The sequence below is a fragment of the Streptomyces sp. NPDC001604 genome (assembly GCF_042893475.1).
GTDB lineage: Bacteria > Actinomycetota > Actinomycetes > Streptomycetales > Streptomycetaceae > Streptomyces.
In genome coordinates, this window is sequence record NZ_JBIAUY010000022.1 from 158,860 (window position 1) to 183,019 (window position 24,160).

A 24,160-nucleotide genomic window follows, 5' to 3' on the forward strand; every position below is an offset into this window, starting at 1 on the left:
GGGTGCGGCGGTCAGTTCACGTGGAGGGTGAGCGCTGCGGTGTGCAGCTTCCCGGCGGTCTGGAACTGCAGGAAGAGCCGCCAGTTTCCGGGCTGGGCGAACTCGGCGTGGAAGGTCAGGGTCGGTCCGCCATGGTCACCGTTGACCTTCGTCTCCGGGTGGAGGTGGGCGAAGGAGAGGTCGCCCTGGTGGAAGGCGGTGAGGTGGGCGTAGGTGTCCAGATAGGGCTGGAGGTCGGTGACCGGCTTGCCGTTCTCGGTGACGGTGGCGGTCAGCCGGCCGGCCGTACCGGCCGTCAGGTCGCCCTTCACCGCGATCGTGTAGCCGTCGACGGTGGTGGTGCCGGACGCCTTGGGCAGGGCCGTGGGCATCGGCATGCCGGATACCTTCACCGTGCGGCTGAGGACGAAGTCCTTGCCCTCGCCCGAGCCGGTGGCCGGGGTGAAGGAGGTGTACAGCCGCCAGGTGCCCGGCCTCAGCGCGGCGAGTGGCGCGGTCCAGGTGCCGTCCTGCGCCATGGTGGGGTGCAGGTGCTGGAAGCCGGTGAGGTCGGTGCGGACGGCGTAGAAGTGCATCCGCTTGGTCTGGTCGACGGTGAAGTCGGTGACCGGCCTGCCGTCCGGGCCGGTGACGGTGAAGCGGTAGTCGGCCGACCGGCCGGCGGGGAGGCCGGTGGTGCCTGAGGTCATGCGGTAGCCGTCCCGGGCGGCGGCCAGGCCGTTGCCGGTGGCGGCGGTGTCCATGCCGGGCATCGACGCCATGGCGTCGGCCGGTGCGGTGGAGGACGGCCTGTTGCCGTGGTCCATGCCGGGCATGGCGGAGCTGTGGCCGGAGCCGGTGCCCGAGCCGCAGGCGGCCAGCGCCAGCGTGAGTACCGAGGTGGTGGTGGCCGCCATGAGGAGGCGGCGGGGCGTCCGAGAGCGCTTGGACATGAGGTGTCTTTCCAGGTGGGCGCCGTGAAGCGGCGCGAATGACGAACGTGGGAGCCGGGCCGGACCACGGCGGTGAGCCGGTGTCCGGGGGGCTCGTCACGTCCGTGCGATGCACGCCTGGAGGAGGAGTTCGCGTCCGCCCAGGGGTGGTCCCCTGCGGCGGGTGCCCGTGTACGCCCGCGGGGCTCGTGGCAGCAGGGCGGCGACGGGCAAGATCAAGGCGGCCGCGGCGAGCGGCGGCAGCGGGATCGCCGAGCGGGGCGGGGTGGCCAGGCACAGCGCGCCCCGCATGGTCTCGTCCGCGCGCGTGGTCGCCTTGTCGCCCGCCGTCCTGGAGTGGTCGGCCCAGTGCGCTGCCATGGTGGTCCGCGCCGGTTGCGTGACCGCCGTGTCCGCCATGGCCCCGTGGCAGCCGCCGGCGGCCGCGGCGGGGCCGCCGTGCATCAGGAACAGCCCGAGCAGCACCGCAACCAGCACGGCCGGCCGCACCACTCTGCGGTGGCGGGCTCCGGCCGTGCCCGGGGCGGGCTGCGTGGCAATCACGGGTTCACCTTACGCAGCCGGGCGCACCGCGCCGAAGTCGGCGGGGGCGGGCAGCGGTGCCGGCTGGTACGTGCCTGATGCGAGCTGGTACGTGCCTGGTGCGAGGGTGAGGCTCTCGCCGCCGCGGGGCGTGAAGTCGGCGAAGACCCGGTAGCTGCCGCCGGCGGCGCGGGAAGGCGGTGAGCCTTCGCCTACGACATCGCCGCCCTTCCGCTCGCCGCGGCCGGACTGCTCAACCGCCGTCGTGGCCGGTATGCGGTCTTTCCGCCGGTCCCGGCCCTGTTCACACTGCCTGTGAGGGATCGGGGGGTGATGCGGATGGCCGCGCAGCGCAAGGGACGGCAGAGGCGGCGGGCGGCGCGACGGGACGCGCTCTCGCGCCGGGCGGGTGCCGGTCTGGCCGGCCTGCTGGTGCTGGCCGTGTTCTGGTCGGCGATCTGGATGTACGTCGTCGGGGTCGTCGTCGCGGCTGCTCTGGGCGGCCTCGGCTGGTGGCTGTGGCGTACGGACCGGATCCTGCGCGGCCGGGACCGGGCGTGGCGGCAGCAGGACGCGGTCGCCGCCGGGCATCGGTCGTTGGCCGAAGTGGACGCCATGAGCGGTACGGAGTTCGAGGAGCTGGTCGCCGCGCTGTGCCGCAGGGACGGGTGCCGTGCGGTGCGGCGCGTCGGCGGCTCGGGTGACCAAGGGGCCGATGTGGTCGGGCGGTTGCCGGACGGGCGGACGATGGTCGTGCAGTGCAAGCGGTATACGCCGAGTGCCGCCATCGCCGGCCGGGAGGTACGGGATCTGCTCGGGTCGAAGGTGCACTTCGGGGCGGACGTCGCGGTGTTCGTGACGACGACCCGGTTCAGCAGGCAGGCCATGGAGTTCGCGGTCAGGAACGGCATCGTCGCCGTCAGCCGCGACCTGCTCGGGGCGTGGAACAGCGGTGCCCCGTTGCCCTCGCTGATGGGGGTCAGCGGTCACGGACAGGGCGATGCCCGTCACCTGGCGCGGTGGCGGAAGACGTACGGGCGCAAAAGGCGACGCCCGGGCCGCCCCCTGAGGGACGGCCCGGACGTCAGTGGCCCTGCTCGGTGACCGAGTGGGTGACCGCGCGGATCAGGCGATGTCGAAGCGGTCCGCGTTCGACACCTTGACCCACGCCGCGACGAAGTCGTTCACGAACTTCTCCTTCGCGTCGTCGGCCGCGTAGACCTCGGCGAGCGCACGCAGCTCGGAGTTCGAGCCGAAGACCAGGTCGGCACGGGTACCGGTCCACTTGACCTCGCCGGTCGCGTCGTCACGGCACTCGAAGACCGTCTGGTCCTCGGTGACCGGCGACCACGTGTGGCCCAGGTCGAGCAGGTTGACGAAGAAGTCGTTCGTCAGCTTGCCGGGGGTGTCGGTGAAGACGCCGTGCGCGGTCTGCTGGTAGTTGGCGCCGAGGACGCGCAGACCACCGACGAGGACGGTCATCTCGGGGGCGCTCAGACCCAGCAGGTTGGCCTTGTCGAGCAGCAGGTACTCGGCCGGCAGGCGGTTGCCCTTGCCCAGGTAGTTGCGGAAGCCGTCGGCGGTGGGCTCCAGCGCGGCGAAGGACTCCGCGTCGGTGTGCTCCTCCGTGGCGTCCACACGACCCGGCGTGAAGGGCACCTCGATGTCGTGACCGGCGTCCTTGGCGGCCTTCTCCACGGCGGCGGCACCACCGAGGACGATCAGGTCGGCCAGGGAGACCTTCTTCGCGCCGGAGTTCGCGTTGAACTCCTGCTGGACGCCCTCGAGGACGCGCAGCACCTGAGCCAGCTCGTCGGGCTGGTTGACCTCCCAGCCGGCCTGCGGCTGCAGGCGGATACGGGCGCCGTTGGCACCGCCGCGCTTGTCGCTGTTGCGGTACGTCGAGGCCGACGCCCACGCCGTGGACACCAGCTGGGCCACGGACAGACCCGACTCCAGCAGCTTGGCCTTGAGCGCCGCGACATCGGCGGCGTCGATGGGCTCACCCTCGGCCTCCGGCAGCGGGTCCTGCCACAGCAGGGTCTCCGCCGGGACCTCCGGGCCGAGGTACAGGGACTTCGGACCCATGTCACGGTGGGTCAGCTTGTACCAGGCGCGGGCGAAGGCGTCCGCGAACTCCTCCGGGTTCTCGTAGAAGCGGCGCGAGATCGGACCGTAGACCGGGTCGAAGCGCAGCGAGAGGTCGGTGGTGAGCATCGTCGGGAGCTTCTTCTTCGACGCGTCGTGGGCGTCGGGGATGATCGCCTCGGCGTCCTTCGCGACCCACTGCTTCGCGCCGGCCGGGCTCTCGGTGAGCTCGTACTCGTACTCGAAGAGGTTCTTGAAGAACCCGTTGCTCCACTGGGTCGGCGTGGCGGTCCAGGTGACCTCCAGGCCGGAGGTGATCGCGTCGCCCGCCTTGCCGGAGCCGTAGGTGCTCTTCCAGCCGAAGCCCTGGTCCTCGATCGGGGCGGCCTCGGGGTCGGGGCCGACGTGGTCGGCCGGGCCCGCGCCGTGGGTCTTGCCGAAGGTGTGACCACCGGCGATGAGGGCGACGGTCTCCTCGTCGTCCATCGCCATGCGGCGGAAGGTCTCGCGGATGTCGCGGGCCGCGGCGATCGGGTCCGGGTTGCCGTTCGGGCCCTCCGGGTTGACGTAGATCAGACCCATCTGGACGGCGCCGAGCGGGCTCTCCAGCTCACGGTCGCCGGTGTAGCGCTGGTCGTCGAGCCAGACCTTCTCGGGACCCCAGTAGACGTCCTCCTCCGACTCCCACACGTCCTCGCGGCCACCGCCGAAGCCGAAGGTCTTGAAGCCCATGGACTCCAGCGCCACGTTGCCCGCGAGGATCATCAGGTCGGCCCAGGACAGGCTCTTGCCGTACTTCTTCTTCACCGGCCACAGCAGACGGCGGGCCTTGTCCAGGTTGCCGTTGTCCGGCCAGCTGTTCAGCGGGGCGAAGCGCTGCTGGCCCGCGCCGGCACCGCCACGGCCGTCGCTGATGCGGTAGGTGCCCGCGCTGTGCCAGGCCATACGGATCATGAACGGGCCGTAGTGACCGAAGTCGGCCGGCCACCAGTCCTTGGAGTCCGTCAGGATCGCGGCGATGTCCTGCTTCACGGCCGGCAGGTCGAGGCTGTTGAACGCCTCGGCGTAGTCGAACTCCTCACCGAGGGGGTTCGCCACGGCAGGGTTCTTGGCAAGGATCTTCAGGTTGAGCCGCTCAGGCCACCACTGGCGGTTTCCGCCGCCCTGTGTCGGGTGCAGAGCGCGATCGTGCGCCACCGGGCACTTCGCTTCAGCGGCGTTGTTCTCAGACATGGGAATCCTTCCGGGGTTGGTGCTCAGGCCGTGCGAGCGGTGGAACAGTCGGGGCACAGGCCCCAGTAGATGACCTCGGCCTCGTCGATCGCGAAGCCTCGGTCGTCCGAAGCGGTGAGGCAGGGGGCATGACCGACCGCGCAGTCGACGTCGAGGACGACGGCGCACGAGCGGCACACCAGGTGGTGGTGGTTGTCCCCGACCCTGCCCTCGAACCGGGCCGGGCTGCCCGGCGGCTCGATGCGACGTACGAGTCCGGCCGTGGTGAGGGCGTGCAGCGCCTCGTACACGGCTTGCAGGGATATGTGGCCGACGCGGTCCCGCACGCCCGAGGCGATCGCCTCGACACCGAGGTGGTCACCCTCGCGGACGGTCTCGAGCAGCGCGACGCGGGCGGCCGTCACCCGCAGGCCGGCACCGCGCAGCTCCTCGGCGGTGGTCGGAGTCTGGGGTGAAGTCATGGCGCCCAAGCTACCCGCACAAACACGAATGATTCAAGAAAACGAATGAGACAGGTTTGGTGGCCGGCCGATGACCTCGGGGGGAACCCACGCAGATCAATGGCCGGCAAGGGGTTCGCACCACTGTTCACGCCTACGGGTGAATCAGTGAATGGATGTCCGTTCTGTGCTCGTCCCCTGCACTGTGCTGGAGCGCGTGAGGGTCTTCGTTCTGTGCGCGTGGCTGCTGACCGCGGGGCTCGGCGGCTATCTGGCCTCGGTGTGGATCCGCCACGGCGGCCTGCGGCAGCGCACGCCGGGGGTGACGCGGCTGCCGCTGTGGCTCGTCGTGGGGCATGTCGTGCCGGCCGTCGCCGGTCTGGCCTGCTGGACGGCCTACCTGGCGGGCGCGGTCCGGGGCACGGCCTGGGCGGCCTGCGCCGTGGTGCTGGTCGTCGCCGCGTTCGGCTTCATGATGCTGCTGCGCCGGCTGCCCAGTTCGGGCCGGCACTCCCGGGGCGCACGGACCGCGGAGCGCCACTTTCCGCTGACGGCGGTCGTCGCCCACGGGACGAGCGCGGGCGCAACCGTGCTGCTGGTCGTGCTGGTGGTGCTGCGCCGGGCGTGACAGGCCCGGTGCGAGGTCAGCCCCTCCCCGCCTCCTCGTTCCGGGACGCGGCGGCGGCCGAGCGGGAGCCGACCAGGAGCAGGCACAGGACGGCCACGCCTGCCACGACGCCGGTGAGGAGCAGGAGGGGGCTGAGGGGACGGATGGCGGAGGCCGCGTTGTCCACGGCGGGCTGTGCCGCCGCGGGGGAGGATGCCGGGGCCGTGGGCGAGGGGGACGGGCTCGTGGCGGCTCCGGGGGCGGCCTCGGCGCTGTGGCTCATGTGCATGGACGACGGCATCGCACCGGCGGTCCGGGTGGTGGGTGCGGCGGGCGTCTTGTGCTGGTGCTGCTGGACGGTGGGCGCGGGCGCGGCGGCCGCCTCCACGACGAGCTGGGCCGTCATGCCCGGATGCACGGTGCAGAGATAGCCGTAGGTCCCCGGCGTGGTGAACGTGTGGCTCCAGCTGCCGCCCTTGTTGAGCATCGGGGAGTGGACGGAGGCGGGCCCGGAGGTGGTCTTGACGTCATGGGGTGCCTGGTCCTGGTTGGTCCAGGTGACCGTGTCCCCGGCGGTGATGGTCAGGGTGCGGGGCGAGAACGCGTAGCCGGACATGAGGACTTGGTGGCCGGCGGCCGCCTGCACCGCGGGGGCGGGCAGGACGAGCGCGGCGCCCGCCAGGAAGAGGGCGCCGAGGAGGGCGGTCAGACGGTGCATGTGAACTCCGCGGCTACGAGCAGCCGGATGCGGTCTGCGGGACGGATGCGGGGCAGGGCGAGGCCGGTCTTACGGCGCAGGGGGCGGTACGGCAGCCGGAGCGTGCCGAGGACCAGGAGCCGGTCGGCGGTGCGCTCGACGACACGGAAGCCGAAGAGGGCCTGGGCCGGTTCACCGGCCAGGGCGAGTTCGCCGGGGACGTGCAGCCGGGTGGCCTCGTCCGTGGGCGTGAGGCTGGTGCTGACGAAGGTGAGCACCCTGCCGCCCAGGGGCCGGCCGGCCAGCTCCAGGCTCAGCACGCAGTCGTCGGAGTCGGGCGCCACGGTGAGCGTCGCGTCCAGGGCGGTGAGACGGCGACGCAGGGTGGTCAACGGGCCGAAACGGGCGGTCAGTTCGGCGATGCACCGGTCCGGGGCGGCGCCGTAGGTGCCGGGGTCGGGCAGCCAGTCGGGGCCCGGGCGGGCCGGGGGCAGGACGGCGGTGGGTTGGGTCTCGGTGGTCATCTCGGCACCTCGATGGGCGAGCGGAGTGACGGGCGGGGAGAATGGAGCGAGCGGCGGGGGGGGGGGGGGGGGGCCCGGCCCGCCCCCCCCCCCCCCCCCCGGGGGGGGGCCCCCAGGGGGGTGGGGGGGGGGGTTGTTGGTTTTGGGTGTGTGGGGGGGGGGGGGGGGGGGGCGCCCCCCCCCCGGGGCCGGCCCCCCCCCCCCCCCCCGCCCCCCCCCCGCCGCGTCCTGCTGGAGGAAGCCGACAGGAGTCGGTTCAGCAGGAGTTGGTGACGTAGTTCTCGGTCGGAGCGAGCAGGTGCTCGGCCCAGACCGTGTGCATCTTCACGTAGGCGTCGGGGTTGAGGATGTCCGCGAGCTGCTGGCCCGGGGACTCCTCCAGATGCGCCTTGTTGATGTGCTGCAGGAGGACCCCGAGGGTGTCGTCGGCGACGCTGCCGGTGCCGTTCACCGCGGGGGTGAGGATCGACTCCAGCCAGACGGTGTGCATCTTGAGGTAGCTGTCCAGCTTGAGCGCGTCCTGGACCTGCTGGCCCGGGGACTCCTCCAGGTGTGCCTTGTTGATGTGCTGCAGGATCGGCAGCAGGACCTGCTGGACGCTGACGCAGTCGCCGTCGCCGCCACCGGTACCGCCGGAGCTGCTGCCCCCACCGGTCGAACCGCCCGTGGAGCCACCGGTCGAGCCACCCGTGGAGCCGCCGGTGGAACCGCCCGTCGAGCCGCCGGTGGATCCTCCGGTCGAGCCGCCGGTGCTGCCTCCGGTCGAGCCCCCGGTGGAGCCGCCCGAGCCGCCGCCGCTGTTCGCGACCACGGTGATCGACGCCGTCATGTCCGGGTGGACCGCGCAGTAGTACTGGTACGTCCCGGCCTTGGTGAAGGTGTACGACCAGCTGTCGCCCTTCTGCAGGGTCCCGGAGTCGAACTTGGCCGGGCCGCTGGTGGTGGTGACGGTGTGCGGGGCGGAGTCCTCGTTGACCCACTTCACGGTCTCGCCGACCTTCACCGTCAGCTTGGGCTGGGCGAACTTGTAGTTCTTGATCTCGATGGTGTGGTCGGCCGCCGCGGCCTTGCCGGACGAGTGGCCCATGTCCGACATCGACTTGGCCTCGGCCGCAGGGGCCGCTGTCTGCGGGGCCGCGGCCCCGGCGGACGCCTGCAGCAGCCCCAGGCCCGCGACGGCGGCGAGACCGGCGCCGAGACCGGTGGCCAGCAGCACCCGGTTGCCCGCACGGGAACGCCCATGGTGCGGCGCGGGTGCGGTGGTTTCCTCTGTGTGCATGGTGGTGCTTCTCCCTTGTGAGTTCCCTGGTGAGGGGAGAGGGGTGGGACAGGGGTGCGGGTCAGCGGCCGGGAGCGGACGTGACCAGCAGACTCGTCGCGGCGAGTACGACGAGGACGAGCCCCGTCTCGGCCGCGACCGAGTGGACGAAGGGCCGCACGGTGGCGCGGTCGCCGCGCAGCAGTACGGCGATGTCGAGCCGCGTCCGCACCCAGCCGCGGCTGCGCTGGGCGATCAGCAACACGGCGGCCAGTACGGCGAGTTTGACCAGCAGCAGCCGCCCGTAGCCGGTGTGGAACAGGGCGTCGAACGACCCGACCACCTGCCAGGTCAGCACCGCCCCCGCCGCCACGATCGCCGCGACGGACACCCCGGCCAGCGTGGAGTAGCCGGTCACGACGGCCGACAGCTCGTCGGGGCGGCGCCGGGGCAGCACCCCGAACAGCAGCACCGTCAGACCGCCGAGCCACAGCGAGACGCCGAGCAGATGGACCAGGTCGGCCACCGCGCCCCAACCGGGGTGCGTGCCCTCGGAGTTGTGGCCGGTCATGCTCGTCGTCCGCAGCAGTCCGAGGCCGACGGCGAGCGCGCCGACGCGCCAGCCGGGCGACCGTGCGGCCCGGTCCCCGCCCTGCAGCAGGGCGGCCAGCGCGATGGCGGCGAGCACCCACATCAGCACCCGGCACGCGGCCACGACCCCGACCTCGGTGTTCAACAGGTCGGTATAGGTTCCGGGCCGGAACACGGCGCCGAGCGTGCCCATCGTTCCGTAGGCGCCCTGGAGTCCGGGCGCGAGCAGACTCGCCGCGAGACCGGCGGCCCAGGAGAGGGTGAGGACGCGGCGGGTACGACGGTCCCACGCGCCCTGCGGCCAGAGCAGTGCGAGGAACGCCAGACCGCCGACGAACAGGGCGAGGGCGAGATAGCCGGCCCAGCGGACGGCGACCCAGGCGGAGTGCACCGCCTCGGACGGCTCCGGGCTCGCCGCCGCCTCGGCCGGGTGGCCCGGCTTCGCGCTGAGGCGGAAGGAGAGCGTCCCGGACGTGAGATGGCCGTCCTCCATGTCAAGTACCTGCCATACCAGGGTGAGATCGCCCCGGTCCTTGCTCCGTTCCCGCTCCGAGATCTTCGGGACGGTGACCTCGATGGCGTCCTTGCCGTGGTCGTCCCGGGACACGGCCAGCGGTTTGCCGGCCGCCTTGATGTGCACGTCGGCCGGTTCGACCGGTTCGCTGAAGGTGAGCCGCACGGTGGCGGGGGTGTGCAGGAGCCGGGCGCCGTTCTTCGGCGCGGAGGACTTCAACTCCGTGTGGGCCGAGGCGGGGGGTGCCGCGAACAGCAGGGCCGCGAGCGCGGTCAGGAGCAGGGCGAGCAGGGACGGGGCGCGGCGTCTCACGGCAGCACCTCCGGTACGACCGAGGGCGAGGCGGCGACACCGACGCACAGCGAGGAGAGGGCGCCGGCCGACGACGACGGGGACGGGGAGGGCGACGGACTCGGGGAGGCCGGGGTCAGGAGCCCGTCCAGCAGGCCGGTGACCGGAGTGACCACGCCGTTCAACAGGGGCTGTACGAGGTGGACTTCACCCTCGTCGCAGTTGTCCGAGGGCGTGGGCGTCGGAGTGGGGGAGGGCGAGGGCCCGGCGGTGGATCCGCCGTGCGATCCGCCCGTACCGTGACCGTGGCCGCTTTCCCCGCCGGTGGGCATGCCACCCCCCACGGGAATTCCGGCGTCGTTGCCGCCCGGCCAATAGCCGCCCGCCGAACCGGAGCCGTAATTCCCGGCGGCGGTGTCGGGAGGTCCGGTTGCGGAGCGGGCCGTGGGTTGGTGCGGTTGCGGAGAGGTCTCGGATGCGGGCGGGGACGCGGTGTCGATGGTCGTCGGGGCCTGGGCGCCGATGCCCGAGGCGTATCCGAGGACCACGACGACGGCCGCGACGAGCGCGCCCGCGACGATCTCGTCGCGATGGTCTGCTGGCCAGGATCCCCTGGCAAAGAAGGACATGGTCCCTCCTGACGCTGTGCGTGAACGGCGGTGACCAGGAGTGCACCGTCGTGACGATTCCCGTCCGCTACGCGTCAGTTAATCGGTCGTTTCGTTGCCTCATTTCCGGCCGGGGGATCACTGTGAGATCGGACCTCCCCGCCCCAATGCACGCATTGCATTCCGGTGGTATTCCGTGGAGAAAACGAAGGGACCGTGAATTCGAACGCGCACGGCATTTCCCTGTCGACTCCTGCCGGTTGTTATCGCTCGGTGTGCAACTCGACGCAGCAGATACCGGGTTGCGGGGTCAGCACGGCAGTCGTCTCGGGATGACCGGACGCGGCGAGACAGCCGCGCAGGAAGGCCTGGTTCATGCCGCAGATCAGATCCGGGGCCTGGGCGGCGACCGGATGGAAGGGGCAGTTGTGCAGCACCGTGCGCCCGGCTCCCTCCTCGGCGGGCTCGAATCCGAGCGATTCCAGGGTGGCCATGAGATCGCCGTCCCGGGCCTCGGCGCCCACGGCCTCGCCCCTCTCCCCGGCCACGCGCAAAGCCGCCTCCTGCGCGCTCTCCCCCTGCTTCTGCGCCGTCAGGGCCTCGGTCAAGAGCGAGGCCAGCAGGTCGTGGCGGCGCGGCGGGAGGCTCAGGGAGAGGGTGTGCGGGGTGGGCTCGTACACCTTCGGGGCGCGGCCGACCCGGCGCGGGCCGTGGCCGCCGTGCCGGGACTGCAGCAGGCCCGAGGCCACCAGCTTGTCGAGGTGGAAGGCCGCGAGCTTGCGGGAGATCCCGACCGCCGCCGAGGCCTCCTCCCGGGTCACCGGCCGCCGGGCCCGCCGCACGAACTCCAGCAGCCGGCGCCGTGACTCGTCGCCGAGGACGGCCAGTGCGGCGAATGGGTCTGAGCCGGTCACGAGGTAACCGTAACGCCGATGTGGCACTCGGCGGTGGTGTGCCCCTCGCTGAGGGCTGCCGCCCCCAGACCCCCGCTTCGACCTGAACGGCCTCGTTCTCAAGCGCCGGACGGGCTGGTTTCTCTTGACCCTCGGCGAAATAAGACCAACACTTGTTGGTGAAATACCTCTCGTGCGAGGTGGCCCCATGACGGTCGACAGTGAGCTACGTCAGGCGAAGCAGCCGGTCAGCGGTGCGCTGGCAGGCCCGTACGGGCATCCGTTCCATCCGATCCTGGTCACCGTGCCGATCGGGGCCTGGGTGTGCAGCCTGGTCTTCGACATCGCCTCCAAGATCGTCGACCCGCCGGGCTTCCTGACCCATGGCTCGGCCTGGCTGATCGCGATCGGTGTGCTCGGCGCCCTGGCCGCGGCGAGCGTCGGCTTCCTCGACCTGTTCGCCATCCCCACCGGGACACCGGCCTTCCGTACGGCGCTGGTGCACATGGCACTGAACCTCGCCGTGACCGCGGCTTACGCGGCCGGTTTCGCCTGGCGTCAGGGCGACGGCTACGCGGGAGGGCAGAGTGTCGGCAACGGGCAGCTGACACTCTCCGCCGTCGCCCTGGCCGCCCTCGGTGTCTCCGGATACCTGGGCGGCAAGCTCGCCTACCGCTACGGCGTCCGCGTGGCCGCCGAGTCCGTGCAGACGGAGGGGTACCGCAGGACCCGTACGACGCCCTGACCAGAACCACGGGGCCCGAGCCACTGGAGCCGGACATGGACATCGCCGCTCTCGTCGCCTGGATCGTCACCGCCCTGGGTGGATTCGTCCTCCTCGTCCGCTGGATCTCCGGCGGGGGGCTGCGCCAGCAGCAGACCGGGACCACCCGCTTCCCGGCGCCGCTGGTCTTCGGGCACTTCCTGCTGGCGGCCGCCGGGCTCGTGGTCTGGATCGTCTATCTCGCCGCCGACAAGGACGCCCTGGCCTGGACCTCGTTCGGCGTGCTCGTCGCCGTCGCCCTGCTGGGCTTCACCCTGCTCGCCCGCTGGATCCCCGTGTACCGCGCGGCCCCTGCTGGTACCGAGGCGATGACACCCGCCGAACGGCACCTGCCCGTGCCGGTCGTCGCCGCCCACGGCCTGCTCGGCGCGACCACCCTGGTCCTGGTGCTGCTGGCGGCCTGCGGAGTCGGCAGCTGACCTCTCACGCACTGATCCTTCCCGGAAGACCTCTCACACCGCCCGCCCGGCACCTGTGCGCCCGGCGTAACCCCTGATGACCGGCCCAGGAGACACCCGCGTAATGGGCATTTCGTACCGTCACGGAAGCGCCACCCGTACGGGACGATCATGAGAGGCAGGGGGTGCCCGTGGCCGCGCCGGACTCGCGGAACACCGACACGACGACGGCGACGAAGGTGCGGACGGTCTGCTCGTACTGCGGGGTGGGCTGCGGGATCGTGCTGGACGTCGGGTTCGGACCGGACGGCCGCCGTACGGTCCTGAAGGCGTCCGGCGACAAGGAGCACCCCGCGAACTTCGGCCGCCTGTGCACCAAGGGCGCGACCACCGCCGACCTGCTCGCCGCCCCCGGGCGGCTGACCACGGCCCTCGTCCGGCACGACCGGGGCGAGGAGCCCGTACCGGACGCCCTCCACGCGGCCGTCAGCGAGACGGCCCGGAGGCTGCGCGCGATCGTCGACGAGCACGGGCCGGACGCGATCGCCTTCTACGTCTCCGGACAGATGAGCCTGGAGGCGCAGTACCTGACGAACAAGCTGGCCAAGGGGTTCGTGCGGACCAACCAGATCGAGTCGAACTCGCGGCTGTGCATGGCCAGTGCGGGCACCGGCTACAAGCTGTCGCTCGGCGCCGACGGACCGCCCGGCTCCTACCAGGACCTCGACCGGGCCGATCTCTTCCTCGTCATCGGCTCCAACATGGCCGACTGCCACCCGATCCTCTTCCTGCGCATGATGGAACGGGTGAAATCGGCAGGCGCCAAGCTCATGGTCGTCGACCCGCGCCGCACCGCCACCGCCGCGAAGGCCGACCTGTTCCTGCAGATCAACCCGGGAACCGACCTGGCCCTGCTGAACGGCCTGCTGCACCTCCTCCACGAGAACGGGCACACGGACGCCGAGTTCATCGCCCGGTACACCGACGGCTGGGAGGAGATGCCCGCCTTCCTCGCCGACTACCCGCCCGCCACCGTCGCTGCGATCACCGGCATCCCCGAGGACGACATCCGGGAGGCCGCCCGGCTGATCGGCGAGGCGGGGGAGTGGACCAGCTGCTGGACCATGGGCCTCAACCAGTCCACGCACGGCACCTGGAACACCAACGCCCTGGTCAACCTGCATCTGGCGACGGGCGCGATCTGCCGGCCGGGCAGCGGCCCCTTCTCCCTCACCGGCCAGCCCAACGCCATGGGGGGCCGCGAGATGGGCTACATGGGTCCCGGGCTCCCCGGCCAGCGGTCCGTGCTCGTCGACGAGGAGCGGGCGTTCGTGGAGGAGCTGTGGGGACTGGAACCCGGCACCATCCGCGCCGACGGGGTCGGCAAGGGCACCGTCGAGATGTTCAGGAAGATGGCCGACGGCGAGATCAAGGCCTGCTGGATCATCTGCACCAACCCGGTCGCCTCCGTCGGCAACCGCAAGACGGTCATCGAGGGCCTGGAGGCCGCCGAGTTCGTCGTCACCCAGGACGTCTTCGCCGACACCGAGACCAACGCGTACGCCGACGTCGTCCTGCCCGCCGCTCTGTGGACCGAGACCGAGGGCGTCCTCATCAACAGCGAGCGCAACCTCACCCTCGCCCGGCCCGCCGCCGACCCGCCCGGCGAGGCCACGGCGGACTGGCGGATCATCGCGGCCGTCGCACGGGAGATGGGTTACGAGAAGGGGTTCTCCTACGACAGCGCAGAGGAGATCTTCGAGGAGATCAAGCAGGCCTGGAACCCGAGGACCGGCTGGGACCTGCGCGGGGTGACCTACGAACGGCTCCGCGAGACCCCCGTGCAGTGGCCCGCCGCGAGCGAGGACGGGCCCGACCGCAACCCGATCCGCTACGTCGGCGAGGACGGCTCCCTCACCTTCCCCACCGCGAGCGGCCGTGCCGCCTTCTTCGCCCGCCCGCACCTCCCGGCCGCAGAAATGCCCGACGACGACTACCCGTTCGTACTGAACACCGGGCGGCTGCAGCACCAGTGGCACACGCTGACCAAGACGGCGAAGGTGCCCAAGCTGAACAAGCTCAACCCCGGGCCGTTCGTGGAGCTCCACCCGCAGGACGCGGAGCGACTGGACATCACCGAGGGCGACTCGGTGGAGGTCGCCTCGCGGCGCGGTCGGGCCCTGCTGCCCGCGCTGGTCACCGACCGGGTGCGGCCCGGGAGCTGCTTCGCGCCGTTCCACTGGAACGACCTGTTCGGCGAGTACCTGAGCGTCAACGCCGTCACGAGCGACGCCGTCGACCCGCTGTCCTTCCAGCCCGAGCTGAAGGTGTGCGCGGTGTCGCTGACCAAGGTGTCGACGCCGGTGACAGTGCGAACTTCGGTCGTGGAAGCGGAAGTTGAGGCCGTACCGGCTGCGGCACCCGCTTCCGGCCCGTTCGGTCTCGCGCCCGCCCCGCCGCCCGTGCTCACCGCGCAGGAACGGCAGTACCTCGTGGGGTTCCTCGCCGGCATCTCCTCGGGCGCCCCGGGTGTGCCGGTGCTGCCGCCCTCCGCGCCCTTCAGCCCGGAGCACGCCCTGTGGGTCAACGGGGTGCTGGCCGGCATGTACTCGCGGGCCGCCGACACCGCCGTACCGGCCACGTCGTCACCCGGCCGTGAGGTCGTGATCCTCTGGGCCTCGCAGACCGGCAACGCCGAGGAGTTCGCCGCCGCCGTCGCCGAGCGGGTCAAGTCCGACGGACACGCCGCCTCGCTGCTGGGCATGGACGAGGCCGACCCCGCCGCGCTGCCGGCCGGCGCCGACCTGCTCCTGGTCACCAGCACCTTCGGCGACGGCGACGCCCCCGACAACGGCAGCGGCTTCTGGGAGTCCCTGGCCGCGTCCGACACCCTGCGCATGGACGGGCGGCGCTATGCGGTGCTCGCCTTCGGCGACTCCTCCTACGACGACTTCTGCGGCCACGGCCGCCGCCTCGACCAGCGCCTCGACGAGCTCGGCGGACTGCGCCTCGCCCCGCGCACGGACTGCGAACCCGACTACGAGGACGCGGCACACGCCTGGCTCGTCCAGGTGCTCACCGCCCTGTCCGGTACGCCGGAACGCCCGGCCCCGACTCCGGCGGCCCCCGCCCCGCGGGCGAAGAAACCCGCTCCCGTCACCGCCCGCCTCACCGGCAACCGTCTGCTGAGCCCCCCCGGGGCTGCAAAGGAGGTCCGCCGGTTCACCTTCGACACCCGCGACAGCGAGACCCCGCTGCTCTACGAGGCGGGCGACGCACTCGGCGTCCGGCCCCTCAACTCCCCTGAGCTGGTGGCCGAGTGGTTGACCGTCACCGGCCTCGACGCGGAGACGGCGGTCGAGGTGAAGGGCGCCGGCGAGGTCCCCCTCGGCGAGGCCCTGCTCCGGCACCTGGACATCACCCGCCTCAGCCCCGACCTGCTCCGCTTCGTCGCCGAACGGGCCCGCGACCCGCGGGAGCTGAAGAAGCTGCTGCGCCCCGACAACAAGGGCGAGCTGGCGAAGTGGTCCTGGGGCCGGCAGGCCGTGGACGTGATCGCCGAGCACCGGGTCGGGGCCGACGCCCAGGAGTGGGCCGACGCGCTGGGCCGTCTGCAGCCACGCCTGTACTCCATATCGTCCAGCCCGCTGACCGACCCCCATCTGGTCTCGCTGACCGTCTCCGTCGTCCGCTACGAGAACCTGCACGGCCGCCCCCGCCAGGGCGTCTGCTCCCCCTTCCTGGCCGACGCCGAGCAGGACACCCCCGTACCGGTGCACGTCCAGCGCTCCGCACACTTCCGCCCGCCCGCTGACCCCGCCACCCCGATGGTCATGGTCGGCCCCGGCACCGGAGTCGCCCCCTTCATCGGCTTCCTGGAACAGCGCCGCGCGCTCGGCCACCGTGCTCCCGGCTGGTTGTTCTTCGGCGAGCAGCACCGGGCCACCGACTTCTACTACGAGGAGGAGCTCACCGCCTTCCTCGCCGACGGCACCCTGACCCGTCTGGACACCGCCTTCTCCCGCGACCAGCGCGCCAAGGTCTACGTCCAGGACCGGATGCGCGAACACGGCCCGCTGCTGTGGTCCTGGCTCCAGGACGGCGCCCACTTCTACGTCTGCGGCGACGCCTCCCGCATGGCCAAGGACGTCGACCAGGCCCTGCGCGACATCGCCGTGGTGCACGGCGGCCTGGACGAGACGGGCGCGGCGGCCTACGTCAAACAACTCGCGAGCGAGAAGCGCTACGTCAGGGACGTGTACTGACCTGCGGACTACCCTGGATCCATGCGCGAACTGGCCGGTACGGCAGCACAGTGGGCGGCGGAGGGCCGCGCGGCGGTCCTTGCACGGCCGCTCAGCGAGCGCGGCTTCGGGCCGCGGCATCCGGCCGGCGCGATCCTCGTCGACGAGGACGGACACTGCCGCGGCCGGCTCTACCGGGGCGCCTTCGACCGGCAGCTGGTCGCCGAGGCGGCCTCGCTTCCGCCCGGTCACACCGCCCGGGTGGTCGCGGTGGCCGTGCACGACGACGGCGTACAGGAGGCAGGGCTGACCTGCGGAGGCCAGGCCGAGATCCTGCTCCAGCCCCTGGCCGCCGTACCGGCCCGCTGGTGGGAGCTGCTCGGGTCGGGCGCCGACGCGGCGCTGGTCACCTGGCTGGACGGACGGCGTACGCATGCCGTCAGCGCCGTCGTCACCCCGGACGACAGGGCCGACGGCCCGGATGTGCCGCCCCAGGCCGCCGCCAGTGCCCGAGACCTGCTCGCCCGCCACCGCGCCGGGCGCGAGGTGCACGCGACCGAGGCCGGACTCTGCCTCGTCGAGACCTGCCCCGCCGTCCCCCACCTCCTCATCGTCGGCGGCGGCGAACTCGCCGAACTCCTCGTCGCCCAGGCCGGGTTGCTCGGCTGGCAGGCCACGGTGACGTCGGCCGCCCGGGATGCGGGCAAGCTACTTGTCTCGCATCCGGCCGCCGCCTGTCTGATCATGTTGAGCCATGACCCCGATGTGGACGTGCCTACTCTGCACACCGCTCTGACCTCCGGTGTCCCGTACGTCGGTGCCTTGGGCTCCCGCCATACACAGGAGCGGCGTGCCGCCGGGCTGGTGGCGGCGGGACTGGACGAGGAGCAGCTCGGGCGCATCCATGGGCCGATCGGGCTGGACATCGGGGCGCGTACGCCGGCGGAGACGGCCTTGGCCATCTGTGCGGAGGTGCTGGCGGCGCTTGGGCGGTGAGGTCCGTGGGGGCGCGGTGTTGTTTTGTCTGCTGCGCCGTCGTGGCTGGTCGCGCCCCGCGGCGGAGCCGCATATGAATACAGCCCCGCGCCCCTTCAGGGCGGCGGGGAGGGACCGGTCAGCGGTCCCTCCCCTCAGGACGTCAGCTCTTGCCGAGGAGCTGGTTCATTTCCTTGATCTCGGCGGTCTGGCCGGTGATGATGTCGTCCGCCATGGTCGTGGCGGGGGCGTAGGCGCCCTTTGACTTCTCCGTGCCGGCCATCTGCACGGCGCCCTTGTGGTGTTCGATCATCATGGTCAGGAACATGGTGTCGAACTCGGCGCCGGACGCCTTCGCCAGCTTGTCCATGTCCTCGGTGTCCATCATCCCGGCCATGCCGGAGTGCGCCGAGTGGTCCATGCCGGGCATCGCCGAAGGCACGCTCTGGCCCCAGGACTTCAGCCAGCCGCTCATGGTGCGGATCTCCGGGTCCTGCGCCTTCTCGATGCGCGCGGCGAGATCCTTGACCTTGGCGGACGAGGCCCGGCCGGCGGCCAGCTTCGCCATCTCCAGGGCCTGCTGGTGGTGCGGGATCATGCCCTGCGCGAAGGACACGTCCTGCGCGTTGTGAGCGGCGGTGCTCGATGAAGGCGAGGACGAGGACGAGCCGGAGGTGTGGCTGTCGTGGCCGCTCCCGCTGTCGCTGCTGCCGCCACAGGCGGCGAGGACGAGCCCGGCGGTGACGGTCGCGGCCACCAGGGCGGTGCGACGGGCCATGGACGTACGGGTGTTGCGCATGCTGGAACTCCTGCGTTGCTGCGTGAAAGGGATCTGGACCTGCCGGGGCGCACCGCGTCGCCGGTCGTGCGTGGGCGCGGTGCCGCGTGGTGTCTAGATCCGCAGGAGTTGCAGTTCCGCCAGGGAGGGTGGCGCGCGTGCACCGTCCGGGGCCGTGCCCGCGTAGGGGCAAGGGGTGTCGGAGGGCGCGGGCACGGCCACCGGGTCGGCGACGAGCGCGGGCAGCGTGGGCCCGCCGCTCAGGGCGCCGGACGCACAGGTCCGGTCGGCGTGCTGGGCATGGCCACCACCGCAGTCGTCGCCCGCGCAGTCGCCGTGCAGGGCGACCGCCGCCGTCATGTGCCGTGCAGCGGAGTGCTCGACGACACCGCCGCCGGGTGCCAGGCCGTGCATGGCGAGCAGCCCGGCCAGCAGCCCGAGCACGAGCAACGCCCGCCACCGCAGGGAACGCGGCGGCGCATCGCGATGCTGTGCAAGGGCTGTCACGGCGCCCATGTTACGCAGACCGCCGCGGGCCCCGGGCCGTCACCCCTGTTCCGCGGTCCAGGCGATCTGCGGTGGCATGACCCGTGCGCACAACGGGTTTCCGCGGGCGTCGCTCAGCCGCAGCCGCCCCACCAGCAGCCCCTCGCGCACGGCGGCGCCGAGCACATCGGTGGGCACGGCGTCCAGCATCAGCTTGGCGCGCCGGAACATGCCGAAGGCACCGGAGTCGTCGACCGTCCCCCAGGACAGATAGACGAACCGCCCGCCCGGACGCCCTTGAACATACGGCCCCTTGACGTCCGTACCTGTGACCGTGCACTCCAGCGTCCAGCTCACGGACACGGCGTCGCCGGGCTGCGGATCGAGAAGCTCCCCCGCCCGGCCCCGGCACTGCACGGCCACATGGATGTTCGAGTACGACGGCATTCCGTCGTCGGACCCGCACGTACGGCCCGGCAGGTCGACGCCGTCGATACGGATGCGCAGTCCGGCCGTCACCCCGTCACCGCCTTCGCTCGGCACTTCTCCACGGGTGTCCAGTCTGCACCTGTGCGCTTGGGGATCCGCCGGGCGGAGCCGCCCCGGCGCATGGCAGGATCGGGCGCCATGACGGCGTCTCCTTCGGTACGCGTGCTGCGCGCGGCGGTGTTCGCCGCGCTGTGCGTGCTGCTCGCCGCCGGGGGACACGCACTGGCGACCGGGACGGCACCGCCCGTGTGGGTGCAGGCCTCGGGGTTCGTACCGGTCTTCGGGGCCGGCTGTCTGCTGGGTGCCCGGGAGCGCTCGCTGGCCGCGATCGGCGCGGGCACGCTCACGGCCCAGGCCGGACTGCACCTCGCCTTCGACGCCGTACGCCCGCACCCCATGATGCTCATGCAGGGCATGTACGGCATGCAGGGCATGGGCGCCATGCACATGGGCCACTCCCACGCCCTGACCCCGCACGCCACCGTCGCCCATGTCGGCGCCGCGGTGGTGCTGACCTGGTGGCTGCGGCGCGGTGAGGCGGCGCTGTGGTCGCTGCTGCGGCGGGCCGTCACGCTCGTGCCGGGCCTCGCGGCCTGGTGGCGGGTGCGCGGCGGGGCAACGGCCCTGCCGGTCGCGCCGGACGCCGTACGCCCGGATGCCGACGGTCCGCGGCCGCTGCGACGGCTGCTGCTGCGGCACGCGGTGCAGCGGCGCGGTCCGCCGCCGGGGATGTCGTACGCGATCTGACCTCGACATCCCTTCCTCAGTACGGAGATCAGCTCACCCATGTCCACCGCACGCACCGCCCTGCGCCGCGCCGGCACCGTCACGGCGCTGACCGCCGGGGGGCTCCTGGCCGCCGCGGGAATCGCCTCCGCGCACGTCACCGTCCACCCCGAGAGCTATGCGAAGGGCGCCACGGACGGCGTCCTCACCTTCCGCGTCCCCAACGAGGAGGACACCGCGAGCACCACCAAGGTGCAGGTGTTCCTGCCCACCGACCACCCGGTCCTCGGGGTGCTCGTGTCGCCGCCGCAGAACGGCTGGACGGCGAAGGTCACCAACACCAAGCTGAAGACGCCCGTCAAGACCGACGACGGCACCATCACCGACGCCGTCTCCGAGATCACCTGGACGGGCGGGAAGATCGGAGCCGGTCAGTACCAGGACTTCAACGTCGCCTTCGGCCAACTGCCCGACGACACCGACCGGTTGACCTTCAAGACCCTCCAGACGTACTCGGACGGGAAGACCGTCCGCTGGATCGACGTGGCCCAGTCCGGTGCGGACGAGCCGGAGAACCCGGCACCCGTCCTCAAGCTGACCGCCAAGGGGGCCGAGGAGGGCAGCACTTCGGCCTCGTCGGCGGCACCCAAGAGCGCCGACAGCTCCACGTCGAGCGCGGCGAGCAGCGACTCCACCGCCCGCGGACTCGGTGTCGCCGGACTGGTCGTGGGCGTACTGGGCCTGGCGGCAGCGGCGTTCGCGCTCGTCCGGGGCCGCTCCGCCAAGGCCTCCTGACCCCAGCGGTCCTCACCGCCGCAGCACGCGGGTCACCGCTGCTGCGGCGGCCGCCGCGCCCAGCCCCACCCCGGCCAGGGCGAGGGACTGGGCGCGGCGGCCCGGCGGGGCCGGCCGTACGCCCGCGCCGACGCCGTAGGCGCTGCCGTGCGCACCGTCGGGCAGCGCCGAGGCCAGCAGCTCCGCGAGGTGCACCGCCTCATGGCCGCCGCTGTCGAACTCGTGGACCTGGGTGCGGCAGCTGAAGCCGTCGGCCAGCAGCACCGTCGCCGGGTCGGTCTCGCGCAGCCGCGGCAGCAGGACGCGTTCCGCGCAGGCCTCGCTGACCTCCAAGTGGCCGCGCTCGAAGCCGAAGTTGCCGGCCAGCCCGCAGCAGCCGGACTCCAGCTGCTCGGCGTCCACGCCTGCCCGGCCGAGCAGTTCGCGGTCGGCGTCCCAGCCGAGCACGGCGTGCTGGTGGCAGTGCACCTGCGCCAGCGCCCGTGCCGAACGGTCCGGCACCTGCGGGGGCTGGTAGCCGGGGGAGTGCTCGGTGAGCAGATCGGCCAGCGTCACCGTCTGGTCGCGGAGCCTGCGCGCGTCACGGTCGCCGGGGAAGAGCTCGCCCATGTCCGAACGGAACACGGTGGTGCAGCTCGGCTCCAGGCCGACCACCAGCCCGCCCGCCCGGACATGCCCGGCGAGACGGCGCACCGTGCGGCTCAACACCCGCTCGGCCATCGCGAGTTGACCGGTGGAGATCCATGTCAGGCCGCAGCACAGCGGTTCGCGGGGCAGCTCGACCCGCCAGCCCGCGTGCTCCAGCACCTCCACGGCCGCCTGCCCGACATGCGGGTGGAAGAAGTTGGTGAACGTGTCCGGCCACAGCAGGACGCTGCCGCGGGATCCGTCGCCGTACGACTCACGACGGCCGGCGAACCACTGCTGCAGGGTCCGCCCCGCGAACAGCGGTATCTCCCGGTTCTCGACCCCGGCCACCGCCACGGCCGCCCGGGACAGCGGCGGGGTGTGGGTGAGCGCGTTGACGAGCGGCCCGAGCCCGGCCCGGCCGACGGCCTGGGCGACGGCCGGCAGCCAGCCCATGGACAGGTCGGAGCGGGGCCTGCGCCAGGGCCGGCCCTCGTAGTGGTGGGACAGGAACTCCGCCTTGTAGGTCGCCATGTCCACATCGGCCGGGCAGTCCTTCTTGCAGCCCTTGCAGGCCAGACAGAGGTCGAGCGCGTCCCGTACCGCCTCCGAGCGCCAGCCGTCCCGGATCGCGCTGTCGCCGTGCCCGTCGAGCATCTCGAACAGCAGCCGCGCCCGCCCTCGCGTGGAGTGCTCCTCCTCCCGGGTCACCTGGTAGGAGGGGCACATCACCGAGCCGCCCTTGTTGGTCAGCTGCCGGCACTTGCCCACGCCGACGCACCGGTTGGCGGCCTCCGCGAAGGACCCTCCGTCGTGCGGGAAGCGGAAGTGCAGGTCACGGGGTGCGTACGGGGCCCAGTCGCCGCCCAGGCGCAGGTTCTCGTCCAGCCGGTACGGCGCCACGACCTTCCCCGGGTTCATCCGGTCGAGCGGGTCGAACACCGCCTTCAGCCGCCCGAAGGCCTCGACCAGCTCCTCGCCGAACATCCGCGGCAGCAGCTCACCGCGGCTCTGTCCGTCCCCGTGCTCCCCGGAGAACGACCCGCCGAACTCGGCGACCAGATCGGCCGCCCGTTCCATGAACCGCCGGTAGCCGGCCACCCCGTCGGCCGAGTACAGGTCGAAGGGGATGCGGGTGTGCACACAGCCCTGCCCGAAGTGGCCGTAGAGGCTGGGCCCGGTGTCGCTGAGATAGCCGAACTCGTCGTAGAGGCGGCGCAGTCGGCGCAGATAGTCGCCGAGCCGCTCCGGTGCCACCGCCGAGTCCTCCCAGCCCTCGAAGGTGTCGGGCTTGCCCGGGATGTGCGCGGTGGCGCCCAGGCCGGCCTCGCGCACCTGCCACAGCTCCTCCTCGTGCGAGGGGTCGTCGAGGAAGGCGACCTCGGCGTCGTGCTCGGACTCGTGCAGCCCGTCGAGCATCCGGTGCGCCCGCTCGTCCGCCTCCTCGACGGTGTCCCCGCCGAACTGCACCATCAGGAAGGCGTTGCCCTCGGGCATCTGGGCGCGGGCCTTCGGATTGAGGTGCTTGATCCGCTCGTCCTTGATGAGCCGCGCGTCGACGCCCTCCAGCGCCATCGGCTCGTACGGCAGGATCGCCGGTACGGCGTCGGCGGCCACGGAGATCTCCGGGAAGCCGAGCACGACCAGCGTCCGTTCCTTGACCACGGGCACCAGCTCCAGCTCCGCCCGCAGGACGGTGACCAGCGTCGACTCGCTGCCGACGAGCAGCCCCGCGACGTCGAAGCCGTGCTCGGGCAGCAGCGAGTCCAGGTTGTAGCCGGAGACCCGGCGCGGGATGTCCGGGTAGCGGCGGCGGACCTCGTCGCCGTACCGGTCCCGCAGGGCGCGCAACTGCCGGTAGAGGGCGGCCCGCAGATCACCCTGCCGCTCGATCTCGGCGTACTCCTCGTCGCTCGTCTCGCCGCACCAGAAGCGGGTCCCGTCGTAGAGGAGCACCTCCAGGCGGGCGATGTTGTCGACGACCTTGCCGGTGGCCTGGGCGGTGGCGCCACAGGAGTTGTTGCCGATCATGCCGCCGATGGTGCAGTTCATGTGGGTGGCGGGTTCGGGGCCGTAGCGCAGGCCGGTCGGGGCGAGCTGCCGGTTCAGCTCGTCGAGGACGATGCCCGGCTGGACGATGCAGGTGCGGGCGTCCGGGTCCACGGACTCGAGCCGGTGACAGTACTTCGACCAGTCGATCACCACGCCCGCGTTGGTGCACTGCCCGGCGAGGCTGGTTCCGCCCCCGCGCGACAGGACGGGCGCGTCGTACTCGCGGGCGACGGCGACCGCCTCCGCGGCCGCCTCCGGGGTGCGGGGCACGACGACACCGATCGGGGTCTGCCGGAAGTTGGAGGCGTCGGTGGAGTAGGCGGCCCTGCTTCCGGCGTCGAAGCGGACTTCGCCGTCGACCCTCTCGCGCAGCGCGGCCTCCAGCCCCGCCGTGTCGACCGGCGGCGCGGCTCCGCTGCGGACGACGGGTTCGGGCAGGTCCAGTGCGCCCATGGAGCCCTCCTGCTATCGCCGGCACGGGACCGCCGAGTACCCAGGAGCGGGGGGGACCACGCGCTAGCTGTACTCGGCCGGGAGGTTGGTGACACGCCCGCTACCGGTTGTTGATCATGGAGGGACCTCCGGGCGTAGTGGAGATTGCCGTCTTC

22 protein-coding genes are annotated in these 24,160 nt (G+C 72.1%); 8 read left to right on the forward strand and 14 right to left on the reverse strand.

Annotated features, from left to right (window positions below):
• Positions 1–11: 11 nt before the first annotated feature.
• Complete coding sequence (locus ACFY1E_RS40885) at positions 12–932, reverse strand: hypothetical protein (protein WP_389085780.1); 921 nt, start codon at positions 930–932, stop codon at positions 12–14.
• Positions 933–1,028: 96 nt separating this feature from the next.
• Positions 1,029–1,475: a DUF6153 family protein gene (locus ACFY1E_RS40890; RefSeq protein WP_389085782.1), complete on the reverse strand. Its 447-nt coding sequence runs from the start codon at positions 1,473–1,475 to the stop codon at positions 1,029–1,031.
• Between the two features lie 318 nt (positions 1,476–1,793).
• On the opposite strand from ACFY1E_RS40890, the gene ACFY1E_RS40895 reads away from it, so the two are divergent.
• Complete coding sequence (locus ACFY1E_RS40895) at positions 1,794–2,558, forward strand: restriction endonuclease (protein ID WP_389085785.1); 765 nt, start codon at positions 1,794–1,796, stop codon at positions 2,556–2,558.
• Between the two features lie 21 nt (positions 2,559–2,579).
• Here ACFY1E_RS40895 and katG read toward each other — a convergent pair whose 3' ends face one another.
• Positions 2,580–4,775 carry a catalase/peroxidase HPI gene (katG, locus tag ACFY1E_RS40900; protein WP_389085787.1) on the reverse strand — a complete coding sequence of 732 codons (2,196 nt, stop codon included), beginning with the start codon at positions 4,773–4,775 and terminating at the stop codon, positions 2,580–2,582.
• A gap of 23 nt (positions 4,776–4,798) precedes the next feature.
• Complete coding sequence (locus ACFY1E_RS40905) at positions 4,799–5,236, reverse strand: Fur family transcriptional regulator (protein WP_389085790.1); 438 nt, start codon at positions 5,234–5,236, stop codon at positions 4,799–4,801.
• Between the two features lie 196 nt (positions 5,237–5,432).
• Here ACFY1E_RS40905 and ACFY1E_RS40910 point away from each other — a divergent pair, with 196 nt between their 5' ends.
• Positions 5,433–5,843, forward strand: coding sequence for a hypothetical protein (locus tag ACFY1E_RS40910; protein ID WP_389085792.1), 411 nt, complete (start codon positions 5,433–5,435; stop codon positions 5,841–5,843).
• A gap of 16 nt (positions 5,844–5,859) precedes the next feature.
• Here ACFY1E_RS40910 and ACFY1E_RS40915 read toward each other — a convergent pair whose 3' ends face one another.
• The 6 genes from ACFY1E_RS40915 to ACFY1E_RS40940 form a co-directional block, all read right to left on the reverse strand.
• Complete coding sequence (locus ACFY1E_RS40915; RefSeq protein WP_389085795.1) at positions 5,860–6,540, reverse strand: plastocyanin/azurin family copper-binding protein; 681 nt, start codon at positions 6,538–6,540, stop codon at positions 5,860–5,862.
• Positions 6,528–7,043: a hypothetical protein gene (locus ACFY1E_RS40920; protein WP_389085797.1), complete on the reverse strand. Its 516-nt coding sequence runs from the start codon at positions 7,041–7,043 to the stop codon at positions 6,528–6,530. The genes ACFY1E_RS40915 and ACFY1E_RS40920 overlap by 13 nt, the downstream gene beginning before the upstream one ends.
• Before the next feature lie 256 nt (positions 7,044–7,299).
• On the reverse strand, positions 7,300–8,322 hold the full coding sequence (locus ACFY1E_RS40925) for a cupredoxin family copper-binding protein (RefSeq protein ID WP_389085800.1): 1,023 nt from the start codon (positions 8,320–8,322) through the stop codon (positions 7,300–7,302).
• A 61-nt stretch (positions 8,323–8,383) separates the two neighbouring features.
• Entirely contained in the window at positions 8,384–9,718 is a 1,335-nt protein-coding gene (locus tag ACFY1E_RS40930; RefSeq protein ID WP_389085802.1) for a CopD family protein, read from the reverse strand.
• Positions 9,715–10,326: a hypothetical protein gene (locus ACFY1E_RS40935; protein ID WP_389085805.1), complete on the reverse strand. Its 612-nt coding sequence runs from the start codon at positions 10,324–10,326 to the stop codon at positions 9,715–9,717. The genes ACFY1E_RS40930 and ACFY1E_RS40935 overlap by 4 nt, the downstream gene beginning before the upstream one ends.
• A 242-nt stretch (positions 10,327–10,568) precedes the next feature.
• Complete coding sequence (locus ACFY1E_RS40940; RefSeq protein WP_389085807.1) at positions 10,569–11,219, reverse strand: helix-turn-helix transcriptional regulator; 651 nt, start codon at positions 11,217–11,219, stop codon at positions 10,569–10,571.
• Between the two features lie 187 nt (positions 11,220–11,406).
• Between ACFY1E_RS40940 and ACFY1E_RS40945 the strand changes: the two genes are divergently transcribed.
• The 4 genes from ACFY1E_RS40945 (at position 11,407) to ACFY1E_RS40960 (ending at position 17,620) form a co-directional block, all read left to right on the forward strand.
• Complete coding sequence (locus ACFY1E_RS40945) at positions 11,407–11,943, forward strand: DUF2231 domain-containing protein (RefSeq protein ID WP_389085810.1); 537 nt, start codon at positions 11,407–11,409, stop codon at positions 11,941–11,943.
• A 35-nt stretch (positions 11,944–11,978) separates the two neighbouring features.
• A complete protein-coding gene (locus ACFY1E_RS40950) occupies positions 11,979–12,401 on the forward strand; it encodes a hypothetical protein (RefSeq protein ID WP_389085812.1) in 423 nt (140 codons plus the stop codon).
• Positions 12,402–12,571: 170 nt separating this feature from the next.
• Positions 12,572–16,645 carry a molybdopterin-dependent oxidoreductase gene (locus ACFY1E_RS40955; RefSeq protein ID WP_389085815.1) on the forward strand — a complete coding sequence of 1,358 codons (4,074 nt, stop codon included), beginning with the start codon at positions 12,572–12,574 and terminating at the stop codon, positions 16,643–16,645.
• A gap of 21 nt (positions 16,646–16,666) precedes the next feature.
• Entirely contained in the window at positions 16,667–17,620 is a 954-nt protein-coding gene (locus ACFY1E_RS40960) for an XdhC family protein (protein WP_389085817.1), read from the forward strand.
• Between the two features lie 142 nt (positions 17,621–17,762).
• Here ACFY1E_RS40960 and ACFY1E_RS40965 read toward each other — a convergent pair whose 3' ends face one another.
• The 3 genes from ACFY1E_RS40965 to ACFY1E_RS40975 form a co-directional block, all read right to left on the reverse strand.
• Positions 17,763–18,398, reverse strand: a complete 636-nt coding sequence (locus tag ACFY1E_RS40965) for a DUF305 domain-containing protein (RefSeq protein WP_389085820.1) — start codon at positions 18,396–18,398, stop codon at positions 17,763–17,765.
• A 93-nt stretch (positions 18,399–18,491) separates the two neighbouring features.
• Positions 18,492–18,884 (reverse strand): DUF6153 family protein, encoded by a 393-nt coding sequence (locus tag ACFY1E_RS40970; RefSeq protein WP_389085822.1) that lies wholly within the window; start codon positions 18,882–18,884, stop codon positions 18,492–18,494.
• Positions 18,885–18,923: 39 nt separating this feature from the next.
• Positions 18,924–19,406, reverse strand: a complete 483-nt coding sequence (locus tag ACFY1E_RS40975) for a DUF5990 family protein (protein ID WP_389085824.1) — start codon at positions 19,404–19,406, stop codon at positions 18,924–18,926.
• Between the two features lie 84 nt (positions 19,407–19,490).
• On the opposite strand from ACFY1E_RS40975, the gene ACFY1E_RS40980 reads away from it, so the two are divergent.
• Together ACFY1E_RS40980 and ACFY1E_RS40985 are read left to right on the forward strand one after the other, a co-directional pair.
• Entirely contained in the window at positions 19,491–20,099 is a 609-nt protein-coding gene (locus ACFY1E_RS40980) for a hypothetical protein (RefSeq protein ID WP_389085826.1), read from the forward strand.
• 39 nt (positions 20,100–20,138) lie between these two features.
• Positions 20,139–20,873, forward strand: coding sequence for a YcnI family protein (locus ACFY1E_RS40985; RefSeq protein ID WP_389085828.1), 735 nt, complete (start codon positions 20,139–20,141; stop codon positions 20,871–20,873).
• A 12-nt stretch (positions 20,874–20,885) separates the two neighbouring features.
• On the opposite strand, the gene ACFY1E_RS40990 is transcribed toward ACFY1E_RS40985, so the two are convergent.
• On the reverse strand, positions 20,886–24,005 hold the full coding sequence (locus ACFY1E_RS40990; protein ID WP_389085830.1) for an FAD-binding and (Fe-S)-binding domain-containing protein: 3,120 nt from the start codon (positions 24,003–24,005) through the stop codon (positions 20,886–20,888).
• Positions 24,006–24,160 lie beyond the last annotated feature (155 nt).